Annotated in this window: 16 protein-coding genes; 9 read left to right on the forward strand and 7 right to left on the reverse strand. The window is 62.2% G+C overall.

Going from position 1 to position 17,202, the window contains the following annotated elements; all coding sequences use genetic code 11:
- Positions 1–40: 40 nt before the first annotated feature.
- Positions 41–1,354 carry a homogentisate 1,2-dioxygenase gene (gene hmgA, locus FJ949_RS06170; protein WP_140494168.1) on the reverse strand — a complete coding sequence of 438 codons (1,314 nt, stop codon included), beginning with the start codon at positions 1,352–1,354 and terminating at the stop codon, positions 41–43.
- A gap of 99 nt (positions 1,355–1,453) precedes the next feature.
- Between hmgA and FJ949_RS06175 the strand changes: the two genes are divergently transcribed.
- The 4 genes from FJ949_RS06175 (at position 1,454) to FJ949_RS06190 (ending at position 4,292) form a co-directional block, all read left to right on the forward strand.
- Positions 1,454–1,897, forward strand: a complete 444-nt coding sequence (locus FJ949_RS06175) for a MarR family transcriptional regulator (protein WP_140494170.1) — start codon at positions 1,454–1,456, stop codon at positions 1,895–1,897.
- A 157-nt stretch (positions 1,898–2,054) separates the two neighbouring features.
- Positions 2,055–2,693 carry a lysophospholipid acyltransferase family protein gene (locus tag FJ949_RS06180; RefSeq protein ID WP_140495013.1) on the forward strand — a complete coding sequence of 213 codons (639 nt, stop codon included), beginning with the start codon at positions 2,055–2,057 and terminating at the stop codon, positions 2,691–2,693.
- Positions 2,690–3,640 (forward strand): phosphatidate cytidylyltransferase, encoded by a 951-nt coding sequence (locus FJ949_RS06185; protein ID WP_140494172.1) that lies wholly within the window; start codon positions 2,690–2,692, stop codon positions 3,638–3,640. Before FJ949_RS06180 ends, FJ949_RS06185 begins: the two co-directional genes overlap by 4 nt.
- Positions 3,641–3,644: 4 nt before the next feature.
- The gene (locus FJ949_RS06190) at positions 3,645–4,292 is read left to right on the forward strand and encodes a CDP-alcohol phosphatidyltransferase family protein (RefSeq protein ID WP_181165122.1); all 648 of its coding nucleotides are present in this window, start codon (positions 3,645–3,647) and stop codon (positions 4,290–4,292) included.
- Positions 4,293–4,331: 39 nt separating this feature from the next.
- Here the strand turns inward: FJ949_RS06190 and tdh are convergent, their stop codons facing one another.
- Both tdh and FJ949_RS06200 read right to left on the reverse strand, forming a co-directional pair.
- Complete coding sequence (gene tdh, locus FJ949_RS06195; protein ID WP_140494176.1) at positions 4,332–5,366, reverse strand: L-threonine 3-dehydrogenase; 1,035 nt, start codon at positions 5,364–5,366, stop codon at positions 4,332–4,334.
- A 52-nt stretch (positions 5,367–5,418) separates the two neighbouring features.
- The gene (locus FJ949_RS06200; protein WP_140494178.1) at positions 5,419–6,606 is read right to left on the reverse strand and encodes a glycine C-acetyltransferase; all 1,188 of its coding nucleotides are present in this window, start codon (positions 6,604–6,606) and stop codon (positions 5,419–5,421) included.
- A 307-nt stretch (positions 6,607–6,913) separates the two neighbouring features.
- Here FJ949_RS06200 and FJ949_RS06205 point away from each other — a divergent pair, with 307 nt between their 5' ends.
- Together FJ949_RS06205 and FJ949_RS06210 are read left to right on the forward strand one after the other, a co-directional pair.
- Positions 6,914–8,986, forward strand: coding sequence for an EAL domain-containing protein (locus tag FJ949_RS06205; RefSeq protein ID WP_140494180.1), 2,073 nt, complete (start codon positions 6,914–6,916; stop codon positions 8,984–8,986).
- 72 nt (positions 8,987–9,058) lie between these two features.
- Positions 9,059–9,793, forward strand: a complete 735-nt coding sequence (locus FJ949_RS06210; protein WP_140494182.1) for a polysaccharide deacetylase family protein — start codon at positions 9,059–9,061, stop codon at positions 9,791–9,793.
- A 59-nt stretch (positions 9,794–9,852) separates the two neighbouring features.
- Here FJ949_RS06210 and FJ949_RS06215 read toward each other — a convergent pair whose 3' ends face one another.
- On the reverse strand, positions 9,853–10,251 hold the full coding sequence (locus FJ949_RS06215; RefSeq protein WP_224619525.1) for a MarR family winged helix-turn-helix transcriptional regulator: 399 nt from the start codon (positions 10,249–10,251) through the stop codon (positions 9,853–9,855).
- A gap of 146 nt (positions 10,252–10,397) precedes the next feature.
- On the opposite strand from FJ949_RS06215, the gene FJ949_RS06220 reads away from it, so the two are divergent.
- Positions 10,398–10,805: a hypothetical protein gene (locus tag FJ949_RS06220; RefSeq protein ID WP_140494186.1), complete on the forward strand. Its 408-nt coding sequence runs from the start codon at positions 10,398–10,400 to the stop codon at positions 10,803–10,805.
- Between the two features lie 128 nt (positions 10,806–10,933).
- On the opposite strand, the gene FJ949_RS06225 is transcribed toward FJ949_RS06220, so the two are convergent.
- On the reverse strand, positions 10,934–12,382 hold the full coding sequence (locus FJ949_RS06225) for a trimethylamine methyltransferase family protein (protein ID WP_246680000.1): 1,449 nt from the start codon (positions 12,380–12,382) through the stop codon (positions 10,934–10,936).
- A gap of 92 nt (positions 12,383–12,474) precedes the next feature.
- Between FJ949_RS06225 and FJ949_RS06230 the strand changes: the two genes are divergently transcribed.
- Positions 12,475–13,377: a LysR substrate-binding domain-containing protein gene (locus tag FJ949_RS06230; RefSeq protein ID WP_140494187.1), complete on the forward strand. Its 903-nt coding sequence runs from the start codon at positions 12,475–12,477 to the stop codon at positions 13,375–13,377.
- A 67-nt stretch (positions 13,378–13,444) separates the two neighbouring features.
- Positions 13,445–15,322, forward strand: coding sequence for a DNA mismatch repair endonuclease MutL (gene mutL / locus FJ949_RS06235; protein WP_140494189.1), 1,878 nt, complete (start codon positions 13,445–13,447; stop codon positions 15,320–15,322).
- Between the two features lie 37 nt (positions 15,323–15,359).
- On the opposite strand, the gene FJ949_RS06240 is transcribed toward mutL, so the two are convergent.
- Positions 15,360–16,103, reverse strand: coding sequence for a hypothetical protein (locus FJ949_RS06240; RefSeq protein ID WP_140494191.1), 744 nt, complete (start codon positions 16,101–16,103; stop codon positions 15,360–15,362).
- Between the two features lie 135 nt (positions 16,104–16,238).
- The gene (locus FJ949_RS06245; protein ID WP_140494193.1) at positions 16,239–17,132 is read right to left on the reverse strand and encodes an EamA family transporter; all 894 of its coding nucleotides are present in this window, start codon (positions 17,130–17,132) and stop codon (positions 16,239–16,241) included.
- Positions 17,133–17,202 lie beyond the last annotated feature (70 nt).

A 17,202-nucleotide genomic window follows, 5' to 3' on the forward strand; every position in this document is an offset into this window, starting at 1 on the left:
CAACTTTCCTGAAGGCAGTTTTCCGACGGCAGCGATCCATTCAGGACCAATCGCCCTCGGGCGTGCCATTGAAGCGCTTCTTCAGATCGGCCCAGCAGTCGATGTAATTGTCCTGCCTGGTGTCGAGTTCGGCGGCGTAGCGGGTCAGCATCTGCGGGAACCGGGTCTCGAACATGAAGGCCATGGTGTTGTCGAGCTTGACCGGTTTCAGATCCGCGCGCGAGGCCTTTTCGAAGCCAGGTGCATCCGGGCCATGGGCCAGCATCAGATTGTGCAGACTGATGCCGCCGGGAACGAACCCTTCTTCCTTGGCGTCGTACTGGCCGTGAATCAGCCCCATGAACTCGCTCATGATGTTGCGGTGATACCAGGGCGGGCGGAACGTATCCTCCGCCACCAGCCAGCGCGGCGGAAAGATGACGAAATCGATATTGGCGGTGCCCTCCTCGCCGCTCGGCGCCGTCAGCACCGTGAAAATCGACGGATCGGGGTGGTCAAAGAGGATCGCACCAACCGGCGAAAACGCCGCCAGATCATATTTATAGGGTGCATAGTTGCCGTGCCACGCCACCACATCGAGGGGCGAATGGCCGATTTCCGTGACATGAAAATGTCCGCACCATTTGACGATCAGCCGGCAGGGCGTCTCCTTCTCCTCAAACCAGGCGCAGGGCGTCTTGAAATCGCGCGGATTGGCCAGGCAGTTGGCGCCGATCGGGCCGCGGTCGGGCATCGTCAGCTTGGCGCCGTAGTTCTCGCAGACATAGCCGCGCACTTCGGCATCGACCAGTTCGACCTTGAACACGAGACCGCGCGGCAGGACCGCGATCTCGCCGGGCCTGAGCTCGATGACTCCCATCTCGGTGACGAAGCGCAAGGCGCCCACCTGCGGCACCACCAGCAACTCGCCGTCGGCGTTGAAGAAATGGTCGTCGACCATCGACCTGTTGGCGACATAGACATGCGCCGCCATGCCGGTCTGCCCAAGCACGTCGCCGGCGGTGGTGATCGAGCGCATGCCGGCGATGAAGTCGGTCGGCTCCTTCGGCATCGGCACCGGGCTCCAGCGATACTGGCCGAGCGCCAGCTCATGATCGCCGACATTGGGCGCACTTTTCCAGAAGGGATAGCTCACCGACTTGAAGCGCCCGGTATGTCTGACGCTCGGCCTGATGCGGTAAAGCCAGGAGCGCTCATTGGTGCCGCGCGGCGCGGTGAAGGGCGAACCGGAGAGCTGCTCGGCATAGAGGCCGTAGGCCGGCCGCTGCGGTGAATTACGCCCCTGCGGCAGCGAACCCGGCAGGCTTTCGGTTTCGAAATCGTTACCGAAACCCGGCATGTAGGAAAAGGCCATCGCTTCCTCCTCGCGAATGCTTGACCAAATTGGTTTCATTTGTAACCATCCAAAATGTAACTATCAATGCCGTGCGCGGGCATTTCTCGATGGCTGGTCATGGAATCCGAAATCCTGGAACTCGAAAGCTTTCTGCCCTACCGGCTGTATCGGCTGGCCGATGCGCTGAGCCGCGAATTCTCTCGGATCTACAAGGAGCGTCACGGCCTCACACGGCCGGAATGGCGTACGCTTTCGGGGCTTGGCCAGCGCGGCACAATGACCGCGACGGAACTCGGCGCGCAGTCGGCGATGCACAAGACAAAGGTTTCGCGTGCCGTGGCGGAGCTTGAGCGTCGCCGCTGGCTCATCCGAACCACTGACGAGAACGATCGCCGCGTCGAGCACCTGGCGCTGACCAGAGCCGGACTTGCGGCCTATAGCGAGATGGTGCCACTGGCGAAGGCTTTCGAACGGGAACTGCTGGCCCAGCTGAGCGCCGACCAGCAAGCCTCCATCGTCAAAGGCGTTGCGTCATTGGAAAGCGCGTTGGGTCTGAGATAGCGGCTATCGGCCGATAGAATATGAGACGGTGGCTCGACGCGACAGCGCCTTGAAGCAGAGACTGTCTGGCGGTCATTTTCGATCGCTGCTTGCTCGGTGGCGGATTTTCAGTGCTGTATGTCAGCCAGTGATCATCGACGGGCGAATTGGGGGAAGAATGAAGTCGCTGCTCGCGAGGCCGGTGGCCGTGGTCGTCTTGCTGTTTGCCAGAGCCATCACCGCTGTGCGGCCGTTTTGGCATGAAGGCAGATTGCCTCGGCGTCGCTCGATCTTCTTTGCCAATCATTCCAGCCATGGCGATTTCATCTTGATCTGGGCTGTTCTGCCGCCGCGCCTGCGGCGGCGGGTGCGTCCCGTAGCGGGTGCCGACTACTGGCTGAAATCAAAAGTCCGAGCCTTCATCGGCCGTGACGTTTTCAATGCCGTCCTGATCGAGCGCAATCGCGATGGACGCACGATGGATCCTGTCGAAAGCATGGGAGAGGCGATGAGGGAAGGCTCTTCGCTCATTCTCTTCCCGGAAGGCACGCGCAACCAATCCGACGCGTCCTTGCAGCCATTCAAGTCCGGCCTGTTCCATTTAGCGGCATCGCACCCGGATTTCGAGTTGGTGCCGGTATGGATCGCCAATCTCAACCGGGTGATGCCGAAAGGGGAATTCGTGCCTATCCCGCTGATCTGCACCGTGACGTTCGGCGAGCCAATGAACCTGGCTGATGGCGAGAGCAAGGATATATTCCTCGAGCGGGCACGTGGGGCGCTGCTGGCGCTGGCACCGAAAAAGGCAGCGGAATGAGCTCAACCCAATTCGATATGATGGTTCTCGTGCTCGGCGTCTGCGGGATCCTGCTCGTGGCCTCTTTCGTGGGGCATATCCTGGAGCGACGGCTGTCGCCAGAAGGCTCCAACCCAGCCATCGAGAACCTCAACGCCCGTATCAATGCCTGGTGGGTAATGGCGATCCTCATCGCCATAGCATTCATCGCCGGGCGGATCGGCGTCCTGCTTCTCTTCGGCTTCTGTTCCTTCGCCGCACTTCGCGAATTCGTGACGCTGACCAACACCCGGCGTGCCGACCACTGGGCGCTGGCCACGGCGTTTTTCGTCGTGCTGCCGGTACAGTATGTGCTGCTCTGGATCGAGGACTACGGGATCTTTTCTGTTTTCATCCCGGTCTACGCCTTCCTGTTGATGCCAATCATCTCAGCCACACGGGGCGACACCCAGCACTTCCTCGTTCGAATTGCCGAGGTGCAATGGGCGTTGATGATCTGCGTTTTCTGCGCCTCCCACGTCCCGGCTCTTCTGACGTTGCATATTCCCGGCTACGAGGGTCGCAATGTGCTTCTGATAGCCTTCCTTGTCATCGTCGTGCAATTGAGCGACGTACTGCAATATATCTGGGGAAAGGCGATCGGGCATACGAAGATCGCACCAAAGCTTTCGCCGTCCAAGACGCTTGAAGGTTTCCTCGGCGGCGTTGCAAGCGCCAGCCTCATCGGCGCTGGCCTGTGGTGGATCACGCCGTTCTCTCCGCTTCAGGCGGGCGCGATGGCCTTCCTGATCACGCTGATGGGTTTTTTCGGCGGCCTTGTGATGTCCGCCATCAAACGTGACCGCGGCGTGAAGGATTGGGGCCATCTGATCGACGGCCATGGCGGCCTGATAGATCGGCTGGATTCGGTGGTTTTCTCCGCTCCGATCTTCTTCCATCTCACTCGTTATTTCTGGTCACCGGGATGAGGCAGTGATGAACACGGGCGATCGCAGACCACTTGCAAGCCGCGACACGCGCTGGGCACAAGCGACGGCCAGACGTCTCGCCGCACTCTCCGTGACCCCCAACCAGATTTCGCAGGCCAGTATCCTCGCCGGCGCGCTGGCAGGCACGGCTTTCTGGCTTGGCGGGCAGAGCGGCGGCACTTCTCGTTCGCTGCTGTTGCTGGGCGCGGCGCTGTTTTGCCAACTGCGGCTGCTGTGCAATCTGTTCGATGGCATGGTCGCCGTCGAGGGCGGCAAGGCGTCGGCCGACGGGCCGTTCTGGAACGAGTTCCCGGACAGGCTCGCCGATATCGCCATCATGGCCGGCATAGGTTACGGCATCGGCATGCCTGGCCTTGGCTGGGCAGCGGCCTGTTTTTCGGTTCTCACCGCCTATGTGCGGGAATTGGGGCGGGCCAACGAGACGCCGAGCGATTTCACCGGACCGATGGCCAAGCCACATCGCATGGCAGTCGCAACCGTCGCGGCACTGCTATCTACCGGAGAATTCCTTTGGAATGGCCACAACGAAGTCTTGACGCTTGCGCTCGCCGCCATTGCCATCGGCGCCGCCGCAACTGCGTTGCGGCGCGCATGGCGACAGGTGCGATGGCTGAAAACCAGGCGACCCTAGCATCGCCAGCCTCGAAGCCTGAGACTCCCGGCGCATCGATCACCAGTCCATCACCACCTTGCCCGAACTGCCGCTGCGCATCGCGTCGAATCCAACCTGGAAATCATCGATGCCGATGCGGTGCGTGATCAGGCCTGAGACGTCGAGCGGGCCCTGGACCAGCGCGATCATCTTGTACCAGGTCTCGAACATCTCGCGGCCATAGATGCCCTTGAGATGCAGCATCTTGAAGATGACCTTGTTCCAGTCGATCTCGAACCCGGTCGGCGCAATGCCGAGGATGGCGATCTTGCCGCCATTGTTCATGGTGTCGATCATGTCGCGGAAGGCGGGGGCTGCCCCCGACATTTCCAGGCCGACATCAAAACCCTCCGTCATGCCGAGCGCCGGCATCACGTCGCTCAGTTTTTCCTTGGAGGCGTCGACGACGTGCTGGACGCCAAGCTTGCGCGCAAGATCCAGCCGAACCGGATTGATATCGGTGATAACGACCTTCCTGGCGCCGACGCATTGCGCCACCAGCGCGCCCATGATGCCGATCGGTCCGGCGCCGGTGACCAGCACGTCCTCGCCGACCAGATCGAATGACAATGCGGTGTGAACCGCATTGCCCAGGGGATCGAAGATCGCGGCGATCTCGTCCGGCACATCGTCGGGGATCGGCACGACATTGTGCTGTGGGATCGCCAGGTACTCGCCGAAGGCGCCCGGGCGATTGACGCCGACGCCGAGCGTGTTGCGGCACAGATGCCCCCTGCCCGCGCGGCAGTTGCGGCAATGTCCGCAGACGATGTGGCCTTCGCCCGACACGCGTTGGCCGACCTTGTATTCGGTGACCGCGGCGCCGAAATCCGCGACGGTGCCGACGAATTCATGGCCGGTCACCATCGGCACGGGCACCGTCTTCTGCGCCCACTGGTCCCAATTGTAGATGTGGACGTCGGTGCCGCAAATCGCGGTCTTCTTCACCTTGATCAGGACGTCGTTGGGGCCGATTTCCGGCACCGGCACCTCTTCCATCCAGATGCCCGGCTCGGCCTTGGCCTTCACCAGCGCCTTCATCATGTTCGACATTCTTTTGTCCCTTGAATCTCTTGATCCGGAAGCGGTTTGCGGCGCCGGTCGCTCAGGAAATCACACCTAGTTCCTTGCCAACCGCACCGAAAGCCTCGACCGCCCGATCAATGTCGGCGCTGGAATGCGCAGCCGACATCTGCGTGCGGATGCGCGCCTGGCCCTTGGGCACCACCGGGAAGGAGAAGCCGATGACATAGATGCCGCGTTGCAGCATGCGCGCCGCCATCTCCTGCGCCAAGCTGGCATCGCCCAGCATGACCGGGATGATCGGATGGCCGGCGCCTGCCAGCGTGAAGCCGAGCTTCCCCATCTGTGTCCGAAACCGTTCCGCATTGGCATATAGGCGCTCGCGCAGGGCATCGCCATTGCGGATCATGTCGAACACTCTGATCGAGGCGCCGGCGATCGCCGGCATCAGCGTGTTGGAAAACAGATAGGGCCGCGAGCGCTGGCGCAGCCAGTCGACCACCTGTTTCTTGCCGGACGTGTAGCCGCCGGAAGCGCCGCCCAGCGCCTTGCCGAGCGTACCGGTGATGATGTCGACCCTGCCCTCGACGCCGCAATGCTCAGCCGAGCCGCGGCCGTTCCTGCCGACGAAGCCGACCGCGTGACTGTCGTCGACCATGACCATGGCATCGTATTTTTCGGCCAGATCGCACACACCCGCGAGATTGGCGATGATGCCATCCATCGAGAACACGCCGTCGGTGGCGATCAGCCGGAACCGGCAATCCTTCGCCTCCTTCAGCCGCGCCTCGAGATCCGCCATATCGTTGTTGGCGTAGCGGAAGCGCTTGGCCTTGGACAGCCTGACCCCGTCGATGATGGAGGCGTGGTTCAGCGCATCGGAGATGATGGCGTCCTCCTCGCCCAGAAGCGTCTCGAACAGTCCACCATTGGCATCGAAGCAGGAGCCGTAGAGGATGGTGTCGTCCATCCCGAGGAAGGACGATATCGTCGCTTCCAACTGCTTGTGCTCCTCCTGCGTGCCGCAGATGAAACGCACCGAAGCCATGCCGTAGCCGTAGCGGTCGAGCGCGTGCTTTGCCGCCTCGCGCAGGTCGGGGCTGTCGGCGAGGCCGAGATAGTTGTTGGCGCAGAAATTCAGCACCTTCTCGCCGCCGACATCGATCTCAGCCGACTGCGTGGAGGAAATCACCCGCTCGGACTTGTACAGTCCGGCCGATCTGAGCCCCTCAAGTTCACCGTCGATATGGGAGAGAAATGCTGCGGTCATGATCGTGCCTCGTTTGACGTGGGCCGACTGTCGTCCCGCACGCACAAAAAATCCACCGCAAAAGCGACCGGATCAGATGGCTGGGTAATGTCGAACGGATGCCGCAGGCATGGCTCGAGAGACGATCCGGATCACGTGGGGCCGGCGAATGTTCAAATGCGGACCGGCCGCGAAAGAGGCCGATAACCATTTCGCGATCTTTAAGCCTTTCCCCTTGTCGGCCAGCTGTCGATTTCCAGTCCTGTTAATGTTTGCAGTTCAATGATGCTCATACAGGAATCCGTTGGCGAGAGGGCCGCCCCCCAAGATGTCGCAGCAGCCGGTGCAAACCGTTTCAGGCAAGCTCATACTGCTGATCAAGGCTGGTTACTGGCTGGCGCTGCTGATCATCGCCGCCATGGTGGTGGCTTCCTTCATCCTGCTGCAGCAGGTGATGGCCACCCAACGGCACAACCATACGCTGCTCGATATCGTCAGCACGCAAAAGACGCTGTCGCAGCGCATCGTCTTCCTCGCCGGTGCGACCGGTGCTGCTTCGCGCGACAAGCAGCCGGCGCTCGTCAACGCGCTCAAGCAGGCGACGGCGGAGTTCGAAACCAACTATGACCTGCTGCTCAAGCAGACGGCCGCCGATCCAAAGTCGCCGGCCAGGCTCGATCCGAAGACGATCGAGAACGTCCTTTTCGGCAAGCCTTTTCATCTCGACTATTTTTCCGTCGGGCTGGTCGCCAATGGCGAACGCCTGGTATCGGCCTTCTCGTCCCAACTCGCACTCGGCGACAATGGAGGCTACAAGGGCGGTTACGAACGCGTCACCCTCGACGCCTCGGTCGCCAACGCAACATTGTCGGGCTATTCGGCGCTGGGCCAGCGCATCAGCGCTTTCGCCGACGAACGATCCGAAAAGATGCTCGATCTGCACCGCACGCTGTTTTACGCCACGATCGGCGTCATCGTTCTGGTGGCGCTGTTCATCTTCCGGCCCATGTCAAACGCGATCCTGCGCAAGACGCGCGAACTCGTCGATGCGCGCAATTCGATGGCCTTCATCGCCGTTCATGACGGGCTGACAGGTCTGCACAACCGCACATTCCTGACCGACCATTTCGACACGCTGATCAAGAGCGCGCATCGTCGGCGCGAACGTCTTGCGGTGGTGCAGCTTGATCTCGACCGGTTCAAGCAGATCAACGACACGCTCGGCCACGCCGCCGGCGACTATGTGCTGGTCATCACGGCCCAGCGCATGCGCGATTCCTGTCGGGCGTCGGATCTGTGCGTGCGCCTCGGTGGCGACGAGTTCGTGATGATCCTCAACGGCGCCGGCGGCAGCGAAGACATCAACATGCTGGCACGGCGCATTCTTGCGCACATCAACGAGCCGATCGTCTTCCAGGGCACGACCATTCTACCGGGCGCCAGCGGCGGCATCGCCGTCTATCCGATCGACGCCGACAACGCCCAGGACCTGCTGGTTCACGCCGATCTGGCGCTTTACTCCGCCAAGAAGATGGGCGGCGGCAATTTCTCGTTCTTCTCCGAGGAATTGCGTCGCGAACTCGATTATCGCAAGCAACTCGAGCACGACATCAAGGTTGCCATTTCACAGCAGGCATTCCAGGTCTATTTCCAGCCGCAGGTTTCACTGAGCGACGGCACGATCAGTGGCATCGAGGCGCTGGTGCGCTGGAACCATGCCGAGCGCGGCATGATCTCGCCTGGCGAATTCATTCCCGTCGCCGAGAAATGCGGTTTCATGCCTGATATCGGCCGCATCGTCATCAGCAAGGCGATCAACGAAGCCGCCGAATGGAACCGCGACGGCATTGCTTTCGGACGACTTGCGGTCAACGTATCCGGAACCGAATTGCGCGAGCACGACTTCGATGCTTTCCTGTTCGAGACGCTTGAGAAGGCCGGCCTGCCGCCGCAGAAACTGTCGCTGGAAATCGTCGAATCCGTCATTCTCGATGACGAGAAGACAGGCATCGCGGCAAAGCTACGCCATATCAGGGCCGCCGGCGTCCATCTTGAGCTCGACGATTTCGGCACTGGCTACGCGTCGCTCAGCCACGTCAATCCCAACGAGATCGACCGGCTGAAGATCGATCGCCGCTTCGTCCAGAACATCCATGAGAACGGTGACAACTCCAAGATCGTGCGCGCCATCACCGAGCTCGCGCGCGGCCTTGGTATCTCGATCGTCGCGGAGGGCGCCGAGACCGAAGCCGAACTCGATTCACTGATGGCCATCGGATGCGACCAGGTGCAGGGCTACTCCATCGCCTTCCCGATGCCGCAGGACAAAGCCCGTGACTGGCTGAGCGCCCGCATGCCGAAGAAGGCTAGGCTAACGGTGCTGCAGGGAAGCCTGGCGTAGGCAGCCCTCACCCGCGCTTGACAACTCATCACCGAAATGGCGCCCTGTGACGATCGCAAACGGGTAGTCCCGATGCCGCTTCTGCTTGCTTTGCTGACCATGCTCGCCGCATTTCCCGCTTATGCAGCGGATCGCACCATCTATCTGACTTTCGATGACGGACCGCTGAACGGCACCAGCAACATCCTCGACGTGCTGGAAGCGCAGCAGGTGCCGGCGACGTTGTTCATGGTCGGCATGCATGCGCAGGCGAGCGCGGGCAACAAGGCATTAGTCAGACGCGCAAAAGCTCTGCCGCTGGTGACGGTCGGCAATCACAGCTACAGCCACGCCAACAACCGCTACCAGCATTTCTATGCCGATACGGAAGGCGTGGTGGCAGACATGCTGCGGGCCAACGCCGTGCTCGGGCTCGCTCCAGCGGTTCATGCGAGGCTGCCTGGGCGCGACGTGTTCAGACTGCCTTCAATGTCGAAGAACGACACCTCGCTCGGCCTTGCGCAGGAAGGCCGTGAGGAGCCGGACTATGAATTCGTCGCCGCTTCCGGCTTCTATCTCTATGGCTGGGACCATGAGTGGGTGCATGACGACACAGGCAAGCCGGTGCAGAGCGTCGACCACCTGGTCAGCGAGATCGATCACCTGTTCGGCTATGGCCGCTTCGTCAAGCGCGGAAAGATGATCCTGCTCATGCATGACGAGATGTTCCAGGACGGCTTCGACGGCAAGACGAAACTGACCAGGCTGATTACAGCGCTGAAGCAGCGCGGCTATGCTTTTGGGACAATCCAGAGCTATGACGACTGAGCGGGCGATCCCTAGAGCGCGTAGTGTCGAAAGAGATTACGTGGCGCGCCTGGACATCGTCAGCTTTCCACATTGGCCCGCAAGGTCGCCAGCACTTGCGCAAACTCCGCCAGCCTGTCGTCTGACAGGCCCACGCGCAGCCGCTTGTCGAAGGCAAGCGCCGCCTTGCGCAGTGTCTCGAACATCGCCTCTCCGGCCTCTGTCAATTCCACCAGATGGACCCGGCGGTTGACGGGGTCGCGGCGGCGCGTCAGCAATCCCTGCGCCTCCATCGCGTTTAGATGATGGGTGAGCGTCGCTCCCTGTATGCCGATCATTCCGGCAAGCTCACGCTGGTTGGCAAGCTTGCTCGATTTGACCGACAGCAGAGTAAGCCAGACGGGCAACGTGCCGCCCGCTTCAACCAACGCGGTGTCGAAGGCCTGTGCAACAAGCTTGGCGGTGCGGCCGAGATTCATGCCGACCGGCGGGCGTTCAAAGGGCGTCATGGCAGGACACTAGACGGTGTTTTCCACGGATGGAACTGGCACTCATTTATACATTGACATCTAACAGTTAGATCTCTAACTATTTAGGCGACGGCGGGCAAGAGAGGAGAGCTGGTATGCAATATGTCTACATCATCACCATCGGTCTTCACGTCATGGCGGGGGTGTTCTGGGCCGGCACCACCATCACGCTGGCGCGCGACCCCGAGATCCGGGCTGAACGCTTCATTGGACCGCAAATGGGAGCGGCCGGCATGGTGTTTCTCACCGGTGCGCTGCTCTGGTATTTTTTCCATGGTGCCTATTTCGGCCCGATGGAAATGGTGCTGGCCCTCGGCATCGTTGCCGCCTTCGCTGCGGCTGGAGTGCTCAGCACCATGGTCCGCCGCACCAGCACGCAGCTTGTTGGCGCCGACGCGGCCACCGAACCTGCCCTGCGCGCGAAGATGGCCCAAGGCGAGCGAATCGCCGCCTGGCTGCTGGTTCTCACCGTGCTCTGCATGGCCACCGCCAGAATGTTCTGATCACGGATCGTACGGTGCCGGCGCAAGCAGGCGGCGTACGCGGCGCGCAACGAACCAAGGCAGCAGATGGCTCTCCTTGCGGAGGTTCCGTTGCGCGCCTCCCCGAAATTGTTAGCGACAGCAGCCTTTCAAATCCTTAGCCCGAACCGAATGCCGTCATAGATGGCGGCGTGGATGTTGCGCGAGGCGACGGCATCATAGGAATTGAAATCCATGATGCTGGGCATGAAGAAGGCCCGCTCGAAATGCTCGAGCGTGTGCTGGGTGCCGAGGAAATGGCCCTGCGGCCCCACCTCGCGGATGGCGGCCATCGCTTCCTTGAAATCGTCGAACGGCAGCCCGCCGGCATATTTGTACCAGCCGACGAGCTGTTCGCAATCGGTCGCGAACTTCGAATAGCCGCAGGTGAGACCCGCCTCGAGCCATCCGGCCGAGTGCCAGATGTAGTTGGCTCCGGCAAGGATGGCGGCATGCATGAGCATGTTCGCCTCGTAGCCGGCCTGGGCATCGTTCAGCTTCGAGCCGACATGGAAGCCGGACGTGCGCCACGGCAGCCCGTATTTCCGCGCCAGCGCGCCCATCAGATACATCATCTGCGCGGCCTCCGGCGTGCCGCCCATCGGAGCGCCGGTCTTCATGTCGACCGTGACCATAAACTGGCCGTAGATTTGAGGCGAGCCGGGACGCAGGAGCTGGGTGAACGCTACACCGGCAAGGGCCTCGGCATTGACCTGCGCCACCGCGCCCACGGCCGAGGCCGAGGTCGAGGCGCCGCAGAGCGCGAAGGGCGCCAGGATCAGCGGCTGATTGTGACGGGCATAGACCTTCATCGCATCCAGCATGGTGGCATCCCATACCAGCGGTGAATTGCAGTTGGTGATCGACACCAGCACAGGGTTGTCGCGCACGTAATCCTCACCGAACACGATGCCCGCCATCGCCATCGTGTCTTCCGCCCGATCCTTCGACGTCACGATGCCCATGAACGGCTTGTCGGAATGCTTCAGCGCCGAATGGATGATGTGGAGGTGACGCTTGGGCACCGCTATTTCCATCGGCTCGCAAATGATCGAGCTCGAGGAATGCAGGGCCGGCGCCATGTAGGCGAGCTTGTGGAAATTGTTGAGGTCGGCGAGCGTGCCGTAGCGCCTGACATTGTCGAGGTCACGCACATAAGGCGCGCCATACATCGGCACGAAGATGGAATTCTTTCCGCCCACGCGCACCGTACGCTCAGGGTTGCGCGCGTTGAGCGTGAACTCCGACGGCACCTTCGAGACGAGCTCCATCAGCAAGGCGCGGTCGATCCGCACTCTTGTCTCGGAGACGTCCGCGCCGGCGGCCTTCCACATTTCAATGGCCTCATCGTCGCGGAACTCGCATCCCACGTCCTCCAGGATGGCGAGCGATTCCTGGTGTATGAGTTCCACTGCCTCGTCCGGCACCATCTGATAGACGGGGATTTGGCGGACCAGTGTCGGAAACGACGTTACCGGAGCTCCCCGCAGCGCCTTGCGCCCCAGGCGGCCGCCGGCTCGACGATTGGCGTGTTCGGTCACAGCGGCCGGTGCGTTCATGGCAACTCCATTCCTCTTATACCTCGCAGCCTAGACGCACAAAACAGGAATGTGACGCTGGAAAATCCTGATCTCTTGTATAAGCTCTGCTTATGCGAAACCTGCGCCACCTCCTGCCCTCGGCCGGCAGCCTGATCGTCTTCGAGGCGGCGGGCCGCCTGTCGAGCTTCACCGCCGCCGGGCGAGAGCTCGGCATGACCCAGGCCGCCGTTTCCTACGCGGTGCGCGGGCTGGAGGAACAGCTCGGCGCCAAGCTGTTCCAGCGCCGTCACCGGCAGGTCAGCCTGACGGAGGCCGGCGAGCGTTTCCACGCCGACGTTTCGCTGGGCCTGTCCCACATCCGAAAGTCGGCGGAGGATCTGCGCCTGCAGGCGACCGGAGGCCACGTGACGCTTGCCGCCTCGACTGCGTTCGGCTCCTTCTGGATGATGCCGCGGCTGCAGCAGTTCCGCGACGAACTGCCGGGCATTGATCTGCGCATCCAGACCGCCGACCGCGACCTCGACATCATCGCAGAGGGCATCCCGCTTGCCGTGCGCGGCGGCGAACCGAGGGACTGGCAGGACTATCATTCGCTGCCGCTTGCCGACGAAGAGATCTTTCCCGTCGCCGGCACCAGCTACGCGGCGAAGTTCGGCCTGCCCAAATCGGTCGCGGAACTGGCCACGCACCGTCTCATCCATCTTGAGGAGCCCTATCGGGAGGCGGCGAGCTGGAATGAGTGGTTCGAATCGGCCGGCGCCCGTCTCGGCGATACCGCACGCGGCCTGCGCATCAACGACTACGGGCTGGTAATCCAGGGCGTCATGGAAGGGCAAGGCATCGCGCTCGGCTGGCGCCACCTTGCCGAGCGGATGCTCTCGACGGGACTGCTGGTGCCGGTGACGGACCATGTGCTCAAGACCGGCAAGGCGTTCTATGTGATCTGGCCGAGGAACCGGGAGCTTAGCGAGAATGCCCGCAAGGTACGGGATTGGCTGGCAGCGCAAGCGTGAGGTCGTTCACTGTTTTCACCGTACTTCACCCTCGCCCGCTCGGCACGAATCCGCCTATACTGTCACCATGCCCATACGCCAGCTTTCCGAAACGATGATCAACCAGATCGCCGCCGGCGAAGTCATCGAGCGTCCGGCAAGCGTGGTGAAGGAACTGGTCGAGAACGCGCTTGATGCCGGTGCGGGAAAGGTCGAGGTCGTCACATCAGGCGGCGGGTTGAACCTGATCCGTGTCACCGACGACGGCTTCGGCATCCCCGAACAGGAGCTTTCGCTGGCGATCGCACGCCATTGCACCTCCAAGCTTGCCGAAGACATCCACGACATCCGCTCACTCGGCTTTCGCGGCGAGGCGCTGCCATCGATCGGCTCGGTATCGCGCTTGTCGATCCGCTCGCGCACGGCGGCAAGCGACAGCGCCGCCGAGATCGGCATCGAGGGCGGCAGGATCTCGCCCGTCAGGCCGGCGGCGGCCAATCGCGGCACCACCGTGGAGGTGCGCGACCTTTTCTTCGCCACCCCGGCAAGGCTGAAATTCATGAAAGGCGAGCGCGCCGAAAGCTCGGCGACCAGCGACGTGGTCAAGCGCATCGCGATCGCCTTTCCGACCGTTCGCTTCACGCTCAGCGGTTCCGACCGCTCGACGCTTGAATTGCCGGCGACCGATGACAGCGCGGACGGACGCCTGCGCCGCATCGCCCAGGTGATGGGGGCCGAGTTTCCCGACAATTCCATTGCCATCGATGCGATGCGCGAAGGCGTGCATCTGACCGGCCATGTATCGATCCCGTCCTTCACCCGCGCCAACGCGCTGCAGCAATATGCCTATGTCAATGGCCGGCCGGTGCGCGACAAGCTGATCGCCGGCGCTATCAGAGGCGCCTTCGCCGACGTCCTGCCACGCGACCGCCATGCGGTCACGGTGCTTTTCCTGACACTCGACCCGGCGATCGTCGACGTCAATGTCCACCCAGCCAAGGCGGATGTCCGCTTCCGCGACCCCGGCCTGGTGCGCGGGCTGATCGTCGGCGCCATCCGTCAGGCGCTTGCCGAAGCCGGCATCCGCGCCGCCACTTCCGGTGCCGCCGGCATGATGGCGGCGTTCCGGCCGGGAGCGACGTCATACGCCCATGGCGGCCCGGCCAATGGTCACCGCAGCTACGAAGCGGCCTACCGCGCCTCGGGCTCTGCCGGTTTCGACCGCGCACGCTCGCCGCAACGGCCACTCGACATGGAGTTCCAGGGTTCAGGATTCGAACGAAACGGCGGGTTCGGCGAAAACGAGCAGGCGGCGTTCGATGCCGGCCCGATCGCCAGCGCCGACGCCCGGGCGGGACAGGGCGAAGCGGCGGAGACGCTGCTTGGCACGGTGCTCGGTGCGGCACGGGCGCAGGTGCATGAGAACTACATCGTCGCCCAGACCAGGGACTCACTTGTCATCGTCGACCAGCATGCCGCGCATGAGCGGCTGGTCTACGAGGCGTTGAAGAACGCGCTGCACGCGCGCGCCGTGCCGTCGCAGATGCTGCTTCTGCCGGAGATCGTCGACCTGCCTGAAGAGGATGCCGAACGGCTCGCCACGCATTCCGAAACGCTCGCCCGCTTCGGGCTCGGCATCGAGCGTTTCGGGCCGGGCGCCGTGGCCGTGCGCGAGACACCGTCGATGCTGGGCGAGACCAACGTCCAGCAATTGGTGCGCGACCTCGCCGACGAGATCGCCGACAACGACACCGTCGACACGCTGAAGGAAAGGCTGGACAAAATCGCGGCGACCATGGCCTGCCATGGTTCAGTGCGTTCCGGCCGCCTGCTCAAGGCCGAGGAGATGAACGCGCTGCTGCGCCAGATGGAGGCCACGCCCGGCTCAGGCACCTGCAACCACGGCCGCCCGACCTATATCGAACTCAAGCTGGCGGACATCGAAAGGCTGTTCGGGCGGCGGTGAAGTTTGGCCCTATGTCGGCAAGGCCGGGCGCCATCGGTCACTTCTTTTGCTGGTAGTTCCTGGCGGAACGATTGAAAATGTAATCCATCGTGTGTCCGTTGCCGCCGCCACGAAAGTTCACGGAGATGATGTCCTTGCGACGCTCCACCCATTTCTGGACGTTCATGTAGATAGGCGTCATCAACATGCCCGCATCGCAACCATCGTCATCGAAAGGGATTTGCTGGACGACCTTGCCGCTGGTCTTCTTGATGACCTGCATTTTCGTCATGCAAATCCCTGAACCGGTGTTTGTGTAAAGTCCGGCAAACCGGTCGGCAGCGGTCTCAGCCCAAAAGGGAATTTCGACAGTTCCGTCGAGTTTCGCCTCGCCCGTGTCGTCCAGGCTTGCAACCTTCTTCAGCGTGACCGGAAATTTGTCCGCGCCTTTGCGCCAGGTCCCTCTCGCACCGCTTTCGCCGATGTCGAGGGAAAGCGGGCAATTCGTGGTATCGACTGGTGTCTTCGATCCCATCACCATGATGCGTTCAAATTCTTGGTCGTCCGAAATCGCGCACAGCGAGAGCTTGGTGCCGCTGACCGTGCCATAGAGCGCGATCGGACTCTGCCCGGCGTCGTAGAAGTAGCTTCCCTCGACCGTTATGCCGCTGCCGAAGCTGTCATATGTCTGAAGCGATAAATGAACGGGATCGGGCCCTATCGACCCTTCGTAGTTCTCCACGTGATACCAGCCGGCGACAGCTTCTTCGCTCAGCAGCAGCAAGCAGAAAAACGCGGCCACGAACGCTCTTCCCATCCCGAGCCCCTCCATCAGCGCAAATCAGGATAGCGCGTCTTATGCCCGTATCACAGGGGCTGTCGGTTGAAGCAGCGCGACTTGTGGATTTGAGTCGGGAAACAGCCGCAACTCTCTGATTTATCGCTTCAAATTCACTACGATGACGCCCCCTAGCGCCAGCGCGCCGCCAAGCAGGCCGAGCAGCGTCGGGACTTCGCCCAGCCAGAAGAAGCCGATCAGGGCGGACATGGGAGAGACCAGATAAAGGAAGTTCGAGGCACGCGCCGCAGGCAAGCGCGAAAGCGCCGTCGCCCAGGCGGCATAGGCGATCAGGCTCGGCACGACGCCGAGATAGATGACAGCGCCCAGCCCCGCCATATCGGCGACCGCCGCCTGCGAGAAAGCTGCCGGCAGGAAGGGCGCCAGGCAGAGCGCGCCGAGCACCATGTTCGAGGCCGCGATGGTCAGTGGATGGTGACGGGCGAACAGCGGCTTCTGCACGATGGTGTTGACGGCCGAACAGAGCGCCGATCCCAGCACCAGAAGCGCACCCGTGTCGAAATGCAGGCCCTGTCCGTCGGCCATGGCGATAATGCCGATGCCGCTGAAGGAAATGGCGGTGCCGACCCAGGCCATCGTCGAGAATCGTTCGCCGAGCAGCGCCATCGCCATGATGGCGGTGAAGATCGGGCTGACATTGATGATGAAGCCGGCAGCGCCGGCCGAAACCGTCAGTTCCCCGAAATTGAGCATGGCGGTGTAGAGCGCGACGAAAACGGCGCCGCCAAAGGCAAGGCGCCACAACTCGCCTATGTGCGGCAGCGTCGGCCGCCTGACAGCAAGGAAGATCGCCGCAGGTACCGCGGCGATGGCAAAGCGCAGGGCGCCGAGTTCGAGCGGCCCGAACGCGGCGAGGCCAGCCCGGATCGCCGGAAAGGCCGAGGCCCAGCCAATCACCGTCAGCGCCACCGCTACGGCCGCGGTGGTGTCCATCCGCTGTGCTGGATTCAACGTGCTCGTCATCGCCCTCATCTCATCGTCCTCCCGTTCTTTCGCCTCTCGATGGGGAGAAAACGCTTTTTCGGACCAATTGACAAACGAC

The organism is Mesorhizobium sp. B2-4-1, assembly GCF_006442185.1.
In the GTDB taxonomy this organism is placed as follows: Bacteria; Pseudomonadota; Alphaproteobacteria; order Rhizobiales; family Rhizobiaceae; genus Mesorhizobium.